Origin of the sequence: Agrobacterium sp. rho-8.1 (assembly GCF_033957725.1) — a bacterium.
In the GTDB taxonomy this organism is placed as follows: Bacteria; Pseudomonadota; Alphaproteobacteria; order Rhizobiales; family Rhizobiaceae; genus Agrobacterium.
The window spans coordinates 234,345-253,600 of the sequence record NZ_CP192789.1; the positions used below are offsets into that span (position 1 = coordinate 234,345).

A 19,256-nucleotide genomic window follows, 5' to 3' on the forward strand; every position below is an offset into this window, starting at 1 on the left:
CACAACCATAGCCGAAGAGAGGAACGACCTATCCGTTCAGGCATAGCCCGCGCCCCTATCCGCCATCTCGTTCGTTTCGAAAAGCGAGATAAAAAATTCCAATTTACTTTTATGAAATGTCAATTTTTGTCTTGTGAAATCTCAGAACGAATATATCGTGATCGCATGCTAGATCAATCCTCGCCGCTCACCCATTCGATCCTGCAACCTGAAGGCAAGAACGCCTTTGCTCTCAAGCGCCTCAGGCGGGCCTTGATTGACTGCGAGCTTCGCCCTTCAGATGCCGTATCGGAGGCTGATGTGTCGGAGCGGTTTGGCTTGGGCAGAGCCGCAGTTCGCAACGCATTTGCAAAACTGGAGATGGAGGGGTTTATCTCCCCGATCCCAAGAAATGGCTGGCAGATCGCCCCGATCACCGGTGCAGCGATTGGCGATGTTCTGGAGGCGCGATGTGTTGCAGACCCGCAACTTGCTACTGGTCCACTCACGCAGCAGGATTTGGGAAATCTCAGGATAATTTCGTCTCAGCTTGAAGCCTTGGCGGGCCGCACAGAGGCTGAGGCCCTCGTCGCTTCAAGAGCCCTTGATCGGTCGTTTCTGAATTTGCTGTCAAAAAGGCGCGGTGAAATCATCGCGCAATGGGTAACTGGCGCACTTGATCATTCCGGGAGACTGCTCTCATACTTTGAAGCCGGGCAGCCGGTTTACGCCCCATCTTTGCGCACCCAGTTGGTCGATCTTCTGGAACGCGGCGATGAGCCCGCCGCACGCGGCCTCCTCTTGCAAGAGGTTTTGCGGTTCCGGGAATATATTGTCGGCCGCATGCTGCGGTCCAGCACATTTGCATCTTCGCTAACTGATGTCACAGGCACCACTGCGATGGGCGATCAGCTTTCTGTCGATCGCGGCACTGCGTCACGCCGACCCACAGCTCCATTGATTTCTAAAGACAAGGGTACTGAGCAATGACCAATTCTTTGGGTAAAAAACTACTGGTTTCAGTCTTTGGCGCCTTTCTCCTGACGGCGCCATTGGTGACCCCTGCGATGGCAAAGGACAGCCTGACGATCGATCTGGTCAACGAGCCTTCGTCGCTGGACCCACACGTGCAATGGAATCCGGACAGCTATTACGTCTATAGAAATATTTTCGACAATCTGGTCACACGTGACGACACCGGCAAGATCATCCCACAGGTCGCCACGGAGTGGAAATATCTTTCCGATACGAAAGTTGAATTTAAGATACGCGACGACATTACGTTTCATGACGGTTCCAAGCTGACCGCAGACGACGTGGCATTCAGCGTCGAGCGCATTACCGATACGAAATTCGGCAGCCCCCAGCTTGGCCAGTTCAACAAGATTCTGGACGCAGAGGTAACCGGGCAAGGGACGGTTACGTTGACAACCGACGGGCCCTATCCTGCGTTGCTCGCCCAGCTTGTCAAACTGTCTATCGTCCCCAAAGCCATTGTCGAGCGGGTAGGCAAAGACGCGTTCAATCTTCAGCCGATTGGCAGCGGGCCCTACAAGTTCGAAGCGTGGCAGCGTGGCGTCTCCGTCACCCTTGCGCGCAATGACGCCTATTGGGGTGAAAAAGGGAAGTTTGAAAAGGCAACCTTCAGGGCTGTGCCCGACGCCTCCACCAGATTGGCCAATCTTCAGGCTGGAACATCGGACCTCGGCGTCACGCTCGATGGGGATCTGGCAGCTCAGCTCGAAGGCTCAGCGTCTGCAACGACATTGTCGGCCTTGACGGAACGTGTTGCTTACCTGCGCCTCAATACGCAAAAACCTCCCTTTGATAATGTGAAACTGAGAGAGGCCGTTGCACATGCCATTGATAAGGAAGGCCTGATCGAGGGTATTCTCGGTGGCCATGACAAGGCAGTCGACGAGCTGGCAACACCAGTTCATTTCGGTTGGGTAGACGGCATCAAAGGTCCGGCATTCGATCCTGATCAGGCTAAGAAAATCGTCTCCGAGGCCGGAGAGTCTGCGAAGGCGAAAATCAATTTTGCGACAGCGCCAGTCTTCGATCAACGCGTGGTGCAAGCCATACAGCAGATGCTGTCCGATGTCGGCTTTAACGTCGAAATCGAAATGACGGATATGGCGACCTATCTGAAACGCTCTCAGGGCGGTCCGGAAACTGCGTCCTTGCTAGGCTACGGCCGCTGGTCATGCGCGTGTCAGGATGTGGACGGTGTTCTCTTCCCGTTGCTAGACTCCAAAAACAGCTGGTCGACCTATCGAAATCCCGCTGTTGACAAGCAACTGGCCGATGCCCGTTCTACCCTGGATGAAGGCAAGCGTCTGGAAAACTACCGGAACGTCCACGAAACGGTAGCAACCGATATCCCTGTGATACCGCTCTATCAAGTCGCCGCAATCTATGGTGCCTCCAAGCATCTCGTGTGGAAGCCGACCCCGAATGAAAGTCTGTTTCTGAATCGCATGACGTGGAGTGATTGAGAAGCCGTATCGCACGCCTTCCAGAGCGTATCTGGCTCTAGCTCAAAGAAGCAAAAAGCTTCGAGTATAAAAGGGAACGAACATGAAAAACGTGAGGAACGGTCTGCTTGCCATGGCCGCAGGTTGGTTGCTTTTTACCACCAGCCCGCAGGCGGCGATGGCAAAGGATATGTTTACGGTCAATCTTGTGAACGAGCCGTCGTCACTGGACCCGCATGTTCAGTGGAACCCGGACAGTTACTTTGTCTATCGTAATATCTTCGATAATATCGTCACACGCGATGACGGTGGCAAGATTGTTCCCCAACTCGCGACAGAGTGGACGTATCTTTCTGATACGAAGATCGAGTTCACCATCCGCGACGACGTGACCTTTCACAATGGCCAGAAGCTGACCCCGGAAGATGTCGCATTCAGCGTGAAGCGGATTATCGACCCAGCTTTCGCAAGCCCTCAGCTGAGCCAGTTCAATAAGATCGTGAATGCGGAAGTGACAGGCCCGTCAAAGGTGACGCTCACAACGGATGGTCCTTATCCAGCCTTGCTCGCGCAACTCGTGAAACTTTCCGTCGTGCCGAAAGAGACCGTTGAAAAGGTCGGCAAGGATGCTTTCAATCTCAATCCTGTCGGCAGCGGACCTTATAGATTTATGCGATGGGATCGCGGCATTGCTGTCACGCTTGAGGCAAATCCGGATTACTGGGGCGATAAGGGACCGTTTAAGGGCGTGACATTCCGTGCCGTACCGGATGCGGCGACGCGCCTTGCAAATATTCAGGCTGGCGCTGCGGATCTTGTCGTGACGCTGGATTCCGACCTCGCTGCACAACTTGAGGGATCGCAGAGCGGCAAGGCACTTTCTGTTTTGACCGAACGGGTCGCCTATTTTGCATTCAATGCGCAAAAGCCGCCGATGAACGATGCCAACCTTCGCAAGGCAGTGGCTTATGCGATCGACAAGGAAGGCATCACTCAGGGTATTCTCGGTGGCTATGACAAGCCAGTCGATCAGTTCATGAGCCCGGCACATTTTGGCTGGGTCGAGGGTATGACGCCAACACCTTACGATCCGGAAAAGGCCAGAGCACTCATTGCCGCCGCCGGTTCTGCGGCAACCCAGCCAATCCCGCTCTTGACGTCACCGGTCTATGACCAGCGCGTTGTCCAGGCCTTGCAGCAAATGCTCACGGACGTGGGGTTGAATGTCGGAATCCAGATGACCGACATGGCCACCTGGTTGAAACAGATGCAGGGAGGGCCGGCAACTGTCCCTGCAACCGCTTTCAGCCGATGGTCTTGTGCCTGCCAGGATGCGGACGGCATTCTTTTCCCCACTCTCAACTCCACAAGTGGATGGGCAACAGCAGGCGACAAGTCGATCGACGATGCACTGGTGGCGGCAAGACAAACGCTCGATGACGCCAAGCGTCTGGAATTTTACAAAACCGTTCAGCAGATCAACTCGGAAAAAAACTATCTTATTCCACTTTATCAGGCAGCGATCATCTACGGCGCTTCCAGCAAGCTTGGATGGCAACCAACACCAAATGAAAGCATGTTTCTCAATCGCATGACATGGTCTGAGTAATGTTGGCGGCAACATGAAACATTTTCTCATCAAACGTCTGGGCGAGGCTTTGGTCGTGGTGTTCGGTGTTACGACACTGATTTTCTTTCTTCAGCGTCTGACCGGCGACCCGACCTTTCTGCTCGTGCCGGAGACCGCATCGCTTCAGGATATTGAAGCAATGCGACGGTCCCTTGGTTTCGACCGGCCGCTTCTTGTGCAATACGCCTCATTTCTCGTGGATTTGGTCAGGCTCGATTTTGGACGATCCGTCATCCAGAATATACCGGTTGTCGATATCATCGCGTCGAGACTGCCATACACGTTGATGCTTGCGGGCGGCGCACTTTTCGTTGCCTGTGGAATTGGCATTCCCGTTGGAATATTCCTGGCCCTGTTTCACCGTAATCCGGTCAGCGTGTTTCTGGCAGGCGTCGTACTGGCCGCCCAAAGCCTTCCCACATTCTGGAGCGGCATCCTGCTCATCATGTTTTTTGCCGTGAAACTCGGTTGGCTGCCGCCATCATCGGCAGGCGGGTTCGAACACCTGATCTTGCCTTCCATTGCCTTGGGCCTGATCAGCATGGCGACGTTTGCTCGCGTCACACGCACGGCCCTGATCGACGAAATCTCCAAAGACTATGTTCGGACAGCACGCGCCCGCGGTGTGCCAATGGGACGTCTGGTCGCAAAACACCTTCTCAGAAATGCCTCCATACCCGTCATCACCGTTGCTGCACTTGAAATCTCCAATCTCTTGGCCGGTGCCGTGATCGTTGAAACGGTCTTTGCCTGGCCGGGTCTCGGATTGTTGACCGTGCAGTCAATCATTTCCAGAGATTTTCTTGTTGTGCAGGGCGTTGTCATCATGGGGGCTTTTGTCACCATCGCGCTGAACATACTGGCAGATATCCTCTACAGCGTGGTCGATCCACGCATCAGGCTGGAGATCAAACGATGAGCGGCGCAGTTTCTGCAGCATCTCCGCGCGCAAACTCAAAGCGCCTGCGTCGCACTGTCAAGGCGCTCCCATTCATCGTCATCATGGCGCTCTTCGTTTCGGCTGCGATCTTTGCACCATTGATCGCGCCTTATGATCCCAACACGCAAAATCTACTGGGTCGCCTGAAAGTACCGGGTACGACCGCACGCAACGTGTTTTATGCGCTAGGTAGCGATGAACTGGGCCGCGATCTCTTGAGCCGTCTGATATACGGGGCGCGGGTGTCGCTTTTTGTCGCGTTCTCGTCTGTCATTCTCTCCGGTCTTGTCGGCACGGCCCTTGGAATGGTGGCGGGCTACGCCCGTGGTGCCGTCGAAACGATCATCATGCGTCTGACCGACATCTTCCTTTCCATCCCTGCCATCCTGCTGGCAATCATCACGGTTGCTATCCTCGGTCCGGGCCTCGTCAATGTCGTGATCGTCCTCGCACTCACCCGCTGGCCACGCTACGCACGGGTTGCCTATGGCCAAACGCTCTCTGTTGCCAACATGCCTTACGTGCGGCTGTCGCGCTTCATGGGGGCAAGCACTTTCCACGTTCTTCTGCGGCACGTTTTGCCAAACATCATGGGCGCGCTGATCGTTGTCGCCACGCTGGAGTTCGGTTTGATGGTGCTGTTCGAGGCCGGGCTGTCTTTCCTGGGACTTGGCGTTCAACCGCCAACCGCCAGTTGGGGAGCCATGCTGAGCGTGGGTCGCAATTATGTGGCAACCGCTTGGTGGATCGCCACTTTCCCAGGCGTCTGCCTTTTTCTCCTTGTCCTTTCCGTCAACATGCTCGGCGACCAGCTTCGCGATCGCTTCGACCCAAAAATGAGGTAGTTTCATGAGTAGCGATTTTTCCGGTAAGAGGGTCGTTGTGACCGGTGCCTGCGGCGTGATCGGTCAGTGGATCGCAGAGGCGCTACATTCAGCGGGAGCGCATCTGTGTCTTACTGATGCAAGAACACCTGAACTTGATGCACTTGCTGCGCGGCTCGGGCTGTCGGATCAGTCATTTGTTCACACCTGCGACCTGACCGATGCGAAATCCATACAGGGACTTGTGGAGGCCGTTGGAGCAACCTGGGGCGCGCCCGATGTCGTGGTGAACAATGCCGGGATCTACCCGAGCGGCTTTCTTCTCGATATCGATGTTGCCGAGTGGGACCAGATATTCGACATCAATCTACGGGCTCCCTTTGCGATTACACGCGGTATGGCTCTATTGATGATCAAGGAGCAGGTACGAGGCAATATCGTCAACATTTCTTCAGGCGCAGCCCGCAAGATGCGCCGTACCGTCGTGCCTTACTGCGTGTCGAAAACAGCGCTTGATCGTTTGACCAAGGGGTTCTCACTCGAGTTGGCAGAATATGGCATCCGCGTGAATGCGCTGGAGCCCGGTTTTGCCGCGGGCAGCGCTGTCAGCAAACTTACCGACGACCACGTCAATACCGTTACCAACACCATCCCTTTAGGTCGGGCATCATCGGCGAAGGATGTGACAGACGCGTTGTTTTATCTCGCTGGCGACAAGGCAGCTTATGTCACTGGTGCTACGCTGACAGTTGACGGCGGCAACTCCGCAGGGGTCATGACGGTCTTTCAAGACAAGAGGAGTGCACTTTGACACCTCTTTTGAAGAACTCGGGCCCATGGCCCGATTATCAGTGGCCCGACAGCAAGAAAAGCGCATTCTCGTTCTCCGTCGATGTCGATGCCGATTCTCCATGGCTATGGCAAAATCGGGACGACGCGTCGCCGCGATACCTGGGTCAACTGGAGCAACGGCGCTATGGTCCACGTGTCGGCATCTGGCGCATTTTCGACCTGCTGGAGAGATACGATATCAAAGGCAGTTTTTTCGTGCCGGGTTCGGTGGCCGAGTTCTATCCGGAGCTGTTGCCAGCCATGGTCGAACGTGGCCACGAAATCGGTCTGCATGGCTACTTTCATGAAATCGTCTCGCAGACCAGTGACGACGAGTTCTCCCAGGCGCTTGAAACATCCCTCGAGATTTTTCAGCGCCAAACTGGGATTAAACCGGCCGGTTTTCGCTCGCCCGCGTGGGAATTGACACCGCATATGCTGGCGGAGATCAAACGGCACGGGCTGTACGATACGTCCCTGTCGGGTTTTGATCATCCATACGTCATCGACGATATGGTTGAGGTTCCGGTGCAATGGGCGATCGACGACGCCATTTATTTCAAGTTTCTCGGCGGTGGAGCCGACAACTGGTCGCCTGCATCGCCACAGGCTGTATTCGAGATATGGCGTGACGAGTGGCAAAACCTGCACCGTTATGGCGGCATGCTGATGCTGACGGTCCATGACTGGATTTCCGGCAGGGCGCATCGGATCCATCTTCTCGAAAAGCTACTCGACCTCGTAACCCGCGAAAAAGATGTCTGGGTTGCCACTGTCGGAGACATAGCCAACCACCACAAGAACTCGCCAAATCACGACAAATATCGTGTCAATGCCGAAATACCCGTGGGGTTCAAGACCCGCACAACTATGGAATGACCTCATGCAGACCTGGACAATACAAAAGCCTTCCGTCGAAAATCGCGCGGGCATCGTCTCGGCCCAGAACCGCTTCGCAGCAGAAGCTGGAGCAGATGTTCTGGCGAGAGGCGGCAACGCCATGGATGCTGCAATCGTCACCGGCCTTGTCCTGAGTACTGTGGAGCCTTGGCTTTCAGGTATCGGCGGAGGTGGGTTTCTGCTTTATGCCGATGTCAAGACGGGCGATGTCCAAGGTCTGGATTTCGGCGTGACGTCATCGCGCAAACTGGATCCAGGAAACTATCCGATCATTGGCGATCATGGTGGCGACTGGTTCAATTGGCCTGGTGTGAAAGACGACGCCAATCTCATTGGTTATCCGTCCATCTGCGTCCCAGGAACAATTGCAGGCTTCTCCGAAGCACTCCAGCGCTACGGAACATTAAGTTGGGCCGAGGCGCTGGCCCCTGCTATGGAACACGCCGAGCGCGGACTGCTGATGGACTGGTATGCCTGTTTCTGCATCGCAACCGAATGGGCAACGCTGTCGAGGTTCCAGACGACATCTGATATTTTCCTGGAAAACGGGAAACCGCCCCGGACATCGGATCGCGCTGGAGACGTTTATCGCCCCATGAATGCCAAGGTCAAGGTTCTGCGGCGGCTGGCAGAGGCGGGTGCGCGTGACTTTTATGAAGGCGATGTCGCTGCAAGTCTCGTGCGTGACCTGAACGCGGGTGGATCGCCCATAGACATGGAGGATCTGGCCTCCTATCAGCCGCGTTGGGTCGAACCCAAGACGATGGATTATCGAGGGTTCGAGATCAACGTCATGCCGGGATTGAGCGGCGGGCCAAGCTTCATCGACGCCATGGAATTGCTTGCAAGTTCTCTTGTGGCTGACGAAATGCCGAATGCGGCGTCTGCCGTTGCCTATGCAAAGGCCGCACGCACATCATATCAAAAACGGTTGACCACAATGGGACAGGCCGCGACACCGGATGGTGATTGTACGAGCCATATCAGCGTGGTCGATGCCCACGGAAACATGGTGTCGCTTACCAACACGCTTTTATCTCGGTTCGGATCAAAGGTCTCTCTACCGGAAACTGGGTTCTTGATGAACAATGGTATGATGTGGTTCGATCCGCGTCCCGGTCATCCGAACTCAATTGCTGCAGGTGTGAAGCCGCTCGCAAACATGTGTCCACTTTTACTGCGCAAAGATGGAAACCCGTTCATGGCCATCGGTGCGGCCGGTGGTCGGCAGATCTTTCCGGCCCTGACACAGCTCGTATCATATGTTGTCGACTACGGGTTAACGCTTGAGGACGCGTTTCATCGCCCCCGCATCGACAGCAGCACGCCGACAATCAAAATTGACCAGCGTGATGCCGACGATATAGCAACTGCGGTGTCGCGACATTATCCGGTGGAGATTGTCGACAATGCCCTCTACCCGGTGAATTTTGCGGTGCCATCGGCAGTTATGATCAGACACGACGGTATGCGTGTCGGGCAAGCACATCCCTACAGTCCTTGGGCCCATGTGGCGGCTGAAAGCAAGACCGGCAAGGAGGTCACGTGATGGTTGGGCAATCGGCGCCACTGCTTGATGTGGAAGGGCTGCGCGTCAGCATCGATGGCGCCACGATTGTCGATGGTATCGAGCTTTCGATCAAGCAAGGCGAAATACTCGCTATCGTCGGTGAAAGTGGCTGCGGCAAGAGCATGACGGCCTTATCCATCCTGGGTCTTTTACCTGATGCGGCAAAAATGCAGGGCCATCTTCGAATCTGCGATGTCGATGTGGGCAATTTGCATCCAAAAGAGCGCCGAGCCTTTCGCAGCGCGAATATGTCCGTGATCTTCCAGGAGCCGATTGCTGCTCTCAACCCCCTGATGCATGTCGGCGACCAGATTGCTGAGGCACTCATTCTCAATCGGGGAACAGGCAAGGCAGAGGCCAAAAAGACCGCCATTGAGATCATGCGACGCGTGGGCATCTCCGACCCTGAGCGGCGCTACAGCCAGTATGCGTTCGAGCTGTCCGGTGGCATGTGCCAGCGTGTCTCGATTGCGGCGGCACTGATCTCGAAGCCGAAACTTCTCATTGCCGACGAACCGACCACAGCACTCGACGTGACGATTCAGGCGTCGATTCTCGATCTTATGAAGAGCCTTCGAGAGGAGACGGGAATGTCCATCCTGTTGATCACTCACGACATGGGCGTCGTCGCTGAAATGGCCGATCGGGTCGCCGTGATGTATGCGGGAAGGATCGTGGAGACCGGGTTGGTTGACGACGTTTTTGCAGCGCCAGCTCATCCCTACACAAAACTGCTGCTGACCACGATCCCCAAGCTTTCGGGTGAACGCAAGACCGAACTCAATACCATAAAAGGCACCGTTCCCGATGTCGGCAACTGGCCTGATGGTTGTCGTTTTCGTAATCGCTGTCCATTGAGCGACGCGATTTGCGAAACACAGCCAGCCATCGAGCCTGCGCTAGGTAGCAGCACCGTCGAGGGATTTACTCACCTGCGTGAATGTTGGCACGCCGAAAGAACGGTTGAACTGGCATGACCTTTCCCATTCTCTCCGTCAAGGACCTGAAAATCCATTTCAACGTGAGCCAACCAGCAGCCTCCGGTGGGCGCGCGGTGCTAAAGGCCGTGGATGGAGTCTCGATAGACATCGAGCGCGGCAAGACGCTGGCGCTCGTTGGCGAAAGCGGATGCGGAAAATCAACTACAGGATACGGAATTCTGGGGCTTGCGTCCGTCACAAGTGGCGAAATCCATTTCGAAGGAAAACCTCTGCATTCCATGCAGCCACAAGCGCGCAATGACCTCATATCAAATGAGATGCAGATTATTTTTCAGGATCCGAGTGCGGCCCTCAATCCGAAAATGACGATTGCAGACAGCATTGGTGAACCCTTGAGGATCCGTAGCTGGTCGCGCGCTGATCGCGCAAAACGAGTAGCTGAGCTTATGGAGATGGTCGGTCTTCCAGCCACGCAGGCAAGCCGATTTCCGAACGAGATATCCGGTGGTCAAAGACAACGTGTTGTCATTGCGAGGGCGCTTGCACTATCGCCCAAACTGATCGTATGCGACGAGCCCGTTTCTGCCCTTGATGTCTCGATCCGTTCGCAGGTTCTGAACATTCTGATGAAGCTTCAACGAGAGCTGAACTTGAGCTACCTGTTCATTTCTCATGATTTGTCCGTTGTTCGTCACATAGCCGACGATGTCGTGGTCATGTATCTCGGCACCATCGTCGAGCGGGGAAGGACGGATGACGTATACGGTTCACCGCGCCATCCCTACACGGAGGCGCTGCTATCGGCTATTCCGCTGGCAGACCCCGTGGCGCAAAGAGCACGTAAGAAGATCGTTCTGTCGGGCGAAATTCCAAGTCCGCTTGCAGCACCTTCAGGGTGTCCTTTTGTTACGCGCTGTCCCATCAAGATTGAGCGCTGCTGGACAGATCGGCCTCAACTCGAGCCTACGAGCAATGGCACCGATGTCGCATGCCATTTGCGACGCGAACAAGCTTAGGATCCATACCCCATGTCGATTATAGATCACATCACAGGATTTCTTCCCGATCTCGTCTCCATTCGCCACGATCTTCATCAAAATCCGGAAATCGGGTTTGAAGAGGAACGTACCTCCCATGTTGTCGCGACCTACCTAGACGCCCTTGGCATAGACGTTCATCGCGGCATCGGCAAAACAGGCCTCGTTGGTTTGCTAAGGAATGGTGACGGCCCGACGGTTGCGCTGCGGTCAGATATGGATGCTTTGCCGATGCAGGAGTTGACCGATCTGCCATACCGATCCCGAATTGAAAACCGGTTCCATGGCTGCGGGCACGACGGACACATGACAATGCTTCTCGGTGCTGCCCGTTACCTTGCTGAAACGAAAAACTTCGCCGGGACCGCGATGTTTGTTTTCCAGCCTGCCGAAGAAGGGCTGGGCGGTTCGCGGGCGATGATTTCAGATGGACTTTTCAAGCGTTTTCCATGTGATGAAATCTACGCGCTTCACAACGCACCCCATCATCCCAAGGGAACGGTTGCCATCTCTAACGGCCCAGCGATGGCGGGAGCAGACTTCTTCGATATTCGTATCCAGGGCAAAGGAGGCCACGCTGCGCTGCCGGACACGACGGTCGACCCTGTCATTGTCATGAATACACTTATTCAGTCCTTCCAGACAATTGTCTCGCGAAACGTCTCTCCCATATCGTCGGCCGTCATTTCGGTGACGAAGATATCCGCGGGATCAGCCTATAACGTCATTCCAGACTTGGTGGAGCTGGGTGGAACGATCCGCGCTCTGGATGAAGGGACGCGAGCGCTTGTGCGTAAAAAGATGCGTCAGGTTTCAAAAGGCTGCGAGGAGCTCTACGGGGTCGAAATCCAAGTCGATATCCGCGACGTCTTTTCCGTGCTTCACAATCATCCTGTTCAAACGCAGTCGGTGGTTGACATAGCGAGTTCGCTTCTGGGGCAAAAACAGGTGGCGGCGAATTGCCCACCTTTCATGGCAAGCGAAGACTTCGCGGATATGCTAAAGATCGTTCCGGGCGCTTATTTTTTCATTGGCCAGGAGGACAGCGCTCCGCTGCATAATCCATCCTACAAGTTTGACGATGATATTATTCCAGTCGGTGCAGCCCTTCTTGCCTCCATTGTGGAAACGAGAAGTTCAGTCCGCTAGCACCGGCTAAAAAGCATCATCGAGAAGCCATGGGGCGCTCGACCCAAGGTGCGCTGAACCGTGTGCCGTTTGCAAAATCCATGATAAACGACTTGAGGTAACAACCCCACACTGGTCACTCCAAGAGGGCCGCTCAGCTTAGAGGCAGGGGGGTGAGATCGCTTTTTCCAAACTGCACGCGGAACAACCGCTGGCCAACAATCTTTACGATCTGACACAGGAATGGTTTCCCTTAATAAGGAAATTACACCGGCAGATTTCCAACCCGCGTTTACCGGTGGTTTGAATCGATAGGGCTTTGAAAGGAAGAAGATATGCTGTCCGTTTCCAAAATCATCGTCGGAACCCGCACATCGGTCATCGCGGGCATGTTGCTCGCCCTATCCGTTGGCTCTGCCACCTATGCTGCCGATCAGGTCCGTGTCCGAGGCACCGTCGAAAGCCTCGAAGGCAAAACCCTGTCCGTCAAGACCCGAGAAGGTAGTGATGCCATGATCGTGCTGAAGGATGACTTCAAGGTTTCGAGCGTCGCCAAGGCATCTATTGATGATATCAAGCCCGGCGATTTTGTGGGCATCGCATCATTGCCTAAGGCAGACGGTGGAGACGGCGCCCTGGAAGTCCTGATTTTTCCGGCAGCCATGAAGGGTACTGGCGAAGGAAGCTATGCCTGGGATCTGAAGCCAAATAGCTCCATGACCAACGCAACGGTCGCAGATTCGGTCAAATCGATTGATGGCCACACCGTTACGTTAACCTATCAGGGAAAAGAGAAAAAGATCACCATCCCTCAAGGCACGCCTATCGTCACATTCGCACCTGCCGTCGTCGCCGACATAAAGGCAGGCGCGACCGTGTTCGTACCATCGGAAAAGGCTGCTGACGGATCGATGTCAAGCGGCCGCGTTGTCGTCGGCACCAATGGCGTTGTGCCCCCGATGTAACGGCCCTGGAATCAGTGCCCGTTGTCTACCTTCACGGGTAAAGACGCGAGCGATGCTGTTCACACCCGCCTGCGAGACGTCGACACTTAGCGGTCCTCGTCTCGCACATTGCCTGCTGGTCAAACATCTGGGTTTGTGACCATGCCCACGGGCATATTCAAAGTATATTGACACAAAAAATTTGGGGGTATATGCACGCATTATGGCCCACTGTTATTCAACAATGCTGCGCGAAGCGACCCGGAAGGTTTCGTCACTCTATGACGAGGCGCTTTCGCCGGTCGGCATTAACGTCGCGCAATTTTCGATGTTGCGGCGTATCGAACGCTTGCAGCCCATAAGCCTCAGTGAACTTGGCCGAGAGGCATATCTTGACCGCTCCACGATTGGCAGAAATGTTAAGGTCATAGAGCGCATGGGGCTTGTTGAAACCCGCCGTGGCGACGTCGATCAGCGTGAGGCACTCATCATGCTGACCCAAGCAGGAACGGAGATGCTGGAGATTGCCGGGCCTGTCTGGGACGATTGTCAGGCTGCGATGGAAAAACGGCTTGGCCCGATCAAGATGACTGCGCTTCAGGATATCCTTCGTTCGATCTGATTTTTAATCAAAATGATGTATATACCCGCATAAGGAAGCTTTATGGCAGACCCAACTCCCGCTGCTTCAAATACGTCGCCAATGGCATACGCCTTGTCGAAGCGCGGCATTCATTATGGCTGGGTGATCGTTGCGGTGACCTTTCTGACCATGATGGTTGGCGCAAGTGCCGTTGGCGCGCCGGGTGTCCTGATCGGCCCATTACAGAAGGAATTCGGCTGGGACGTCGCCGATATTTCTGCGGCTTTTGCCATTCGCTTCCTTCTTTTCGGCGCCGTCGGCCCCTTCGCCGCGGCCTTTATTACACGTTTTGGGGTGAAGCGCGTTTCCGTTTTCGCGCTTGCATTGATCGCGGCTGGTGTAGTCGGATCCTTCGCGATGACCACGCTGGCCGAGCTGTTCCTTCTTTGGGGTGTCGTTGTGGGGCTGGGAACAGGCTTCACGGCAATGGTCCTTGGCGCGACTGTCGCCACCCGCTGGTTTGTCGCCAAGCGCGGTCTGGTCATCGGCCTGCTCAGCGCCAGCGTGGCCACCGGGCAAGTCATATTTCTCCCAGCCTTCGCCACGCTTTCCGAAGCATGGGGCTGGCGCATTGCGCTCAGTCTGCTGCTGGCGTTGCTTGGCCTCAGCGCCGTCGTCGTTCTCTTTCTAATGCGCGACAGGCCTGCCGATATCGGCCTCCTGCCCTACGGCGCGACGGAAGCGCCTGTGCCGGAACCGCACGCACCATCGCTCGCAAAAACGCTTGTCGCACCTATTCGCGTGCTCCGTATCGCTGCCAAGTCCGGCACATTCTGGATCTTATTCGGCACCTTCTTTATCTGCGGGGCAACAACAACCGGGCTTGTGCAGACCCATCTGGTTGCCATCTGCGGTGATTTCGGCATTGCACCTGTCATGGCCGCCGGCATGCTTGCAGCTATCGGGGCCTTCAATTTCATCGGCACCATTGGCTCTGGATGGCTATCAGACCGGTTCGACAGCCGCTGGTTGCTGTTCTGGTACTACGCCCTACGCGGCCTCTCGCTTCTCTATCTGCCTTACACCGATTTCGGGTTCTATGAGCTCACCATTTTTACGGTCTTCTACGGTCTTGATTGGCTGGCGACCGTTCCACCCACTGTCAAATTGGTAGCGGAGAAATTCGGGCCTGATGCGACCATCGTTTTCGGCTGGGTCTTCTTCGGCCACCAGATCGGCGCGGCTCTTGCCGCCTGGGGCGCGGGGCTAACCCGCAGTCTCTACGCCACCTATCTTCCCGCTTTTTATATTGCGGGTTTGATTTGCCTGATTGCTGCCATCGCAGTGTTCGCCATTCAAAAAACGGATCTCACCCACAAACCCAAAATGGCCTGACCGGCCCCTGAAAAGGAAATGTCATGAACTACACCAGCTTTGGAAACACCGGCTTGCGCGTATCACAAATCGCGCTTGGTACTGCTAACTTCGGCACAGGCTGGGGACATGGCGCCACACCGGAAGAAAGCGCTGCAATCTTCAATGCCTATGCCGAGGCGGGTGGCAATTTCATCGATACAGCTGACATCTATCAGTTCGGCCAATCGGAGGAGATCATCGGAGAACTGTTGCGCGATCGTCGTGAAAATTTCGTGCTGACGACCAAATACACCAATGGAGCGACCCCCAATGCGGACCGTCTCATGACAGGGAATAGCCGTAAAGCTATGGTCGCATCACTGGAAAGCAGCCTCAAGCGTCTAAAAACCGAGCGGATCGATATTTTCTGGGTTCATCATCCTGATGGCTTGACCCCGTCAGAAGAGATTGTTCGTGGGCTTGATGACCTCGCCCGCGCTGGCAAAATTCTTTACGCAGGTCTGTCGAATTTTCCGGCTTGGCGGCTTGCGCGCGCCGTGACCATCGCTGAACTCACCCGCGCAATACCGATTGCCGCAGCGCAGTTCGAGCACAGCCTCGTGCATCGCGAACCCGAAGCCGATTTGTTTCCGGCCGCCAAGGCACTTGGTCTCGGTATTGTAACATGGTCTCCCCTTGGTGGTGGTGTCCTGACCGGCAAATATCGAAACGGCGAAATTGGCCGTGCAGAAAAAATGGGGGGGCGCGTCTTCCAGGCCGAGAACAGCGAGCAGCGCACGCGCATTCTCGATACTGTGCTTGAAATCGCCGGGGAACTCGAGACAAGTCCTGACCGCGTCGCGATTGCCTGGGCCGGTATTCATGGCGCTGTACCGATGATTGGCCCACGGTCGCTGGCGCAGTTGCAGGCCAATATCGGCGCGGTCTCGATCCAGCTTTCGCAGGAGCAAGCCAAACGCCTGAACGACGTGAGCGATCTCGTTGGTGTTGCTGTGACCGCTTCAGCCAGTCCACAGGACCGCAGCGTGTCTGTCGACAAGATTGTTGCTTGACCCATGACACTATTTGCGGATTTTGAAAGCGGTTCGCTCTCAGTCAACGGTGTCGAAATTTCCTATGTTGCCGCAGGCATTGGGGATCCCGTTTTATTGCTACACGGGTTTCCACAAAACAAAGCGCTCTGGGCGAAAATCGCGCCAGCACTCGTCTCACTCGGCTACCGGGTGGTGTGCGCGGATCTTCGCGGCTACGGACAGTCATCCAAGCCAGTGGCCGACGCGAACCAGTCAAACTACAGCTTTCGCGCGATGGCTGCGGACCAAGTGGAACTGATGCGTCGCCTCGGTCACCATAGGTTTCATGTGGTTGGTCATGACCGGGGTGCGCGTGTTGCCCACCGTCTTTGTCTGGATCACGAAGGCGCTGTTGCGAGCGTGACGCTGATGGACATCGTGCCCACTGTCGAGTTGCTGAGTGATCTTCGAAAGGAGGTTGCGCAAAGCTATTGGCATTGGTTTTTCCTTGCGCAACCAGCACCGTTTCCGGAGGAAATGATCAAGGCCAATCCGGATCTGTTTTACGAGACCTGTCTTTTCGGCTGGGGCGGGGCGACAGCGACGGATTTCGCAGAGGATCAACTGTTGGCATATCGTGCATCTTGGCATGACCATGATGCAATTTCTGGAAGCTGCAACGACTACAGAGCCGCTGTGAAAGTCGACTTTGCCAATGACCTCCAAGATCGCGACCGGCTGGTAGCAGCGCCATCATTGGTCCTGTACGGAGAGTCAGGTGCCATGGCCAGGCTCTATGACATGCCGTCGGTCTGGATCCCGTTCTGTGCCAACCTTGAGGTTCATGCCGTCCCAGGTGGACATTTCTTTCCCGATATCGAGACTGAGCGTGTCGTCTCTCATGTTTTCCAGTTCTTGCAAAGACATCCACTGTCCAACGAGGGATGAAGGCCGGGCTCCCCGAGCCTGGTTCCGATCTGCTAGCCCATATCGCGAACGATATCTTGCGTCATGGGACTCCGTCTCCAGTGACGCTGAAAAAGCGCGAAATGTTTAGTCACGAGGAGATATTGCGCTCTGTGGGTATTTTTCGAGAAGCCATGGCGGATCTGACACCCATGCCATGAACCCACATCTGCCCGTGATACCCCGCAACGTCGCCGATGACGCACACGCTATCCTCGTCATGGTTCACACAGGGTGGCACATGTCCAACAAGCTCAGCGATCCGAAAACATCAGGCAACTCATGCACGCCAACTGGTTCTCGAACCGTATATTCAAATCCTACGCCGACATCGTTGACTGTTACTGCAGCGCCTGGAGGAGACTGCAAGATCGTCCATGGAAGACCACCTCAATGGGCGACGCAGCTGGGTTCTGATCGATGACGGCTGATATTGGACAATAATCCGATTGGATGGTGTGGAAAAGCCGTACCGCTCCTATATGAAGACATGCAGCGTGTTCTTAAAAGGAGCTGAGCGCTTTATGCCACCGACAGACACTGGTCCCGCGTCCAGTCACTTACTTTCAAAAGATATTGATAGAATTCAATTTCGTACGTTCGAATATTTCTGGCTTGGAAGTCACCCCACATCTGGATTGGCCAGAGATCGCATACGTTCCGATGGAACGGTTATCAACGACATCGCATCGGTATCGGGGACAGGCTTTGCACTGCTTTCTGTTCTGGTTGGCAGTGAGCGACGCTGGATTACGCGCAGCCAAGCGTTGGAACGCGCCACCGCGATCGCGGAATCTTTGCACAGGGCTCAGAGGTTTCACGGTGCATTCTCTCATTTTCTGCACGCCGAAACGAGCGAAGTCATTCCTTTTGGTTCCAAGGATGACGGCGGTGATTTGGTCGAAACCGGTCTGCTGCTGCAAGGCCTGATCTGTGCTCGCCAATATTTCTCCCGCCCGACGATGGATGAAACACGGTTCCGACAAAGAGCCAATGCATTGATCACAGGCGTGGAATGGAAGTGGTACACGCGCGGCGGCGACGGTCCGATGTGGTGGCACTGGAGCAAGAAACACAGGTGGAGCCGCAACATTCCGATCACTGGCTGGAACGAGGCGCTGATCTGCTATGTGCTTGGAGCAGGCGCTGAGCAGCATGCCATCGACCCCGTCAATTATCACGCTGGCTGGGCACGGTCAGGCGATATGAGAAACGGCAACGCCTATTTCGACATCGTGCTTCCGTTGGGAGAACCGTATGGCGGGCCTCTGTTTTTATCTCAATACTCGTTCTGCGCGCTTGACCCCAGAGGCCTGAGCGATACCTATTGCGACTACTGGGCCCAGATCAAGGCTCATACGCAGATCCACTATCGATATGGCTGTGATAAGTACCCGGACCAAAACCTGTGGGGAATGACGGCAAGCGATAGTCCTGGAGGTTACCGGGTCCACTCTCCCACGGACGACAATGACGTGATATCGCCAACCGCTGCCCTGTCGAGCTTTCCATTTCTTCCAGAGGAAGTGTCCCGTGCCGCAACGGCTTTCCTGAATTTCGCAGACGGTAAACTCATGGGGCGCTACGGGCTCGTTGACGCGTTCTCGCCCGGATCAGGGTGGATTGCCGATACTCATCTTGCAATCGACCAGGGGCCAATCGTCGCTATGATGGAAAATTATCGTACAGGCCTGCTTTGGAGACTGTTCATGACCGCGCCTGAAGTTCAACGCGGTCTTGATCGTCTTGGTTTTACGATCGCGTGAAAGCGGCTCGCCTTAGCACCGAGCAGTCTTAGCGCCTCTGCTCTGGCGACATGACGGCGCAGATCGAAAGAGCGTGACCGAGCTCTATGGGGCGATGGCCGTTCTGAAGAACCTCTCGCTATCCCTCAAAAGCAATAAATTCATGGTCTTTCACGCTCCGTCAGGCTGCGGATGGTTGCCCAACTCAAAAGCGCTGAAGAAGGCATGGTGGACTTGCATCGGTAAAGTGGAGAGGTTTCTTGAGTCGACAGGAAGCCGGAATGCCGAAGCATAAGAATTTCACCAAGGAATTGGACAAGAAAGCGGTGCGCCTGGCGCAGACGAGCGACCAGACGGAGCTCGATTGGCCC

General features: G+C 55.2%; 17 protein-coding genes. All 17 read left to right on the forward strand.

Going from position 1 to position 19,256, the window contains the following annotated elements; translation table 11 throughout:
• The first annotated feature begins 165 nt into the window (after positions 1 to 165).
• The 17 genes from RMR21_RS15920 to RMR21_RS16000 all read left to right on the forward strand — a co-directional run bounded on the left by RMR21_RS15920 (position 166) and on the right by RMR21_RS16000 (position 18,906).
• Positions 166 to 969 carry a GntR family transcriptional regulator gene (locus RMR21_RS15920; protein ID WP_498670451.1) on the forward strand — a complete coding sequence of 268 codons (804 nt, stop codon included), beginning with the start codon at positions 166 to 168 and terminating at the stop codon, positions 967 to 969.
• The gene (locus RMR21_RS15925) at positions 966 to 2,477 is read left to right on the forward strand and encodes an ABC transporter substrate-binding protein (RefSeq protein ID WP_498670452.1); all 1,512 of its coding nucleotides are present in this window, start codon (positions 966 to 968) and stop codon (positions 2,475 to 2,477) included. The genes RMR21_RS15920 and RMR21_RS15925 overlap by 4 nt, the downstream gene beginning before the upstream one ends.
• An 82-nt stretch (positions 2,478 to 2,559) precedes the next feature.
• The gene (locus tag RMR21_RS15930) at positions 2,560 to 4,065 is read left to right on the forward strand and encodes an ABC transporter substrate-binding protein (protein ID WP_498670453.1); all 1,506 of its coding nucleotides are present in this window, start codon (positions 2,560 to 2,562) and stop codon (positions 4,063 to 4,065) included.
• Positions 4,066 to 4,078: 13 nt separating this feature from the next.
• On the forward strand, positions 4,079 to 5,005 hold the full coding sequence (locus RMR21_RS15935; RefSeq protein WP_498670454.1) for an ABC transporter permease: 927 nt from the start codon (positions 4,079 to 4,081) through the stop codon (positions 5,003 to 5,005).
• Entirely contained in the window at positions 5,002 to 5,871 is an 870-nt protein-coding gene (locus tag RMR21_RS15940) for an ABC transporter permease (RefSeq protein ID WP_498670455.1), read from the forward strand. The genes RMR21_RS15935 and RMR21_RS15940 overlap by 4 nt, the downstream gene beginning before the upstream one ends.
• Before the next feature lie 4 nt (positions 5,872 to 5,875).
• Complete coding sequence (locus tag RMR21_RS15945; RefSeq protein ID WP_498670456.1) at positions 5,876 to 6,661, forward strand: SDR family NAD(P)-dependent oxidoreductase; 786 nt, start codon at positions 5,876 to 5,878, stop codon at positions 6,659 to 6,661.
• On the forward strand, positions 6,658 to 7,560 hold the full coding sequence (locus RMR21_RS15950) for a polysaccharide deacetylase family protein (RefSeq protein WP_498670457.1): 903 nt from the start codon (positions 6,658 to 6,660) through the stop codon (positions 7,558 to 7,560). Before RMR21_RS15945 ends, RMR21_RS15950 begins: the two co-directional genes overlap by 4 nt.
• A 4-nt stretch (positions 7,561 to 7,564) precedes the next feature.
• The gene (locus RMR21_RS15955) at positions 7,565 to 9,130 is read left to right on the forward strand and encodes a gamma-glutamyltransferase family protein (protein WP_498670458.1); all 1,566 of its coding nucleotides are present in this window, start codon (positions 7,565 to 7,567) and stop codon (positions 9,128 to 9,130) included.
• Positions 9,130 to 10,128 carry an ABC transporter ATP-binding protein gene (locus RMR21_RS15960; RefSeq protein WP_498670459.1) on the forward strand — a complete coding sequence of 333 codons (999 nt, stop codon included), beginning with the start codon at positions 9,130 to 9,132 and terminating at the stop codon, positions 10,126 to 10,128. Before RMR21_RS15955 ends, RMR21_RS15960 begins: the two co-directional genes overlap by 1 nt.
• Complete coding sequence (locus RMR21_RS15965) at positions 10,125 to 11,108, forward strand: ABC transporter ATP-binding protein (RefSeq protein ID WP_498670460.1); 984 nt, start codon at positions 10,125 to 10,127, stop codon at positions 11,106 to 11,108. Before RMR21_RS15960 ends, RMR21_RS15965 begins: the two co-directional genes overlap by 4 nt.
• 12 nt (positions 11,109 to 11,120) lie before the next feature.
• Complete coding sequence (locus RMR21_RS15970) at positions 11,121 to 12,278, forward strand: M20 aminoacylase family protein (protein WP_498670461.1); 1,158 nt, start codon at positions 11,121 to 11,123, stop codon at positions 12,276 to 12,278.
• A 314-nt stretch (positions 12,279 to 12,592) separates the two neighbouring features.
• Positions 12,593 to 13,222, forward strand: a complete 630-nt coding sequence (locus RMR21_RS15975) for a hypothetical protein (protein ID WP_498670462.1) — start codon at positions 12,593 to 12,595, stop codon at positions 13,220 to 13,222.
• A gap of 223 nt (positions 13,223 to 13,445) precedes the next feature.
• Entirely contained in the window at positions 13,446 to 13,823 is a 378-nt protein-coding gene (locus RMR21_RS15980) for a MarR family winged helix-turn-helix transcriptional regulator (protein WP_498670463.1), read from the forward strand.
• Between the two features lie 42 nt (positions 13,824 to 13,865).
• A complete protein-coding gene (locus tag RMR21_RS15985) occupies positions 13,866 to 15,179 on the forward strand; it encodes an MFS transporter (RefSeq protein ID WP_498670464.1) in 1,314 nt (437 codons plus the stop codon).
• A gap of 23 nt (positions 15,180 to 15,202) precedes the next feature.
• The gene (locus RMR21_RS15990; RefSeq protein WP_498670465.1) at positions 15,203 to 16,213 is read left to right on the forward strand and encodes an aldo/keto reductase; all 1,011 of its coding nucleotides are present in this window, start codon (positions 15,203 to 15,205) and stop codon (positions 16,211 to 16,213) included.
• A gap of 3 nt (positions 16,214 to 16,216) precedes the next feature.
• Positions 16,217 to 17,122 carry an alpha/beta hydrolase gene (locus RMR21_RS15995; protein WP_498670466.1) on the forward strand — a complete coding sequence of 302 codons (906 nt, stop codon included), beginning with the start codon at positions 16,217 to 16,219 and terminating at the stop codon, positions 17,120 to 17,122.
• Positions 17,123 to 17,664: 542 nt separating this feature from the next.
• On the forward strand, positions 17,665 to 18,906 hold the full coding sequence (locus tag RMR21_RS16000; RefSeq protein ID WP_498670467.1) for a glucoamylase family protein: 1,242 nt from the start codon (positions 17,665 to 17,667) through the stop codon (positions 18,904 to 18,906).
• Positions 18,907 to 19,256: the final 350 nt, after the last annotated feature.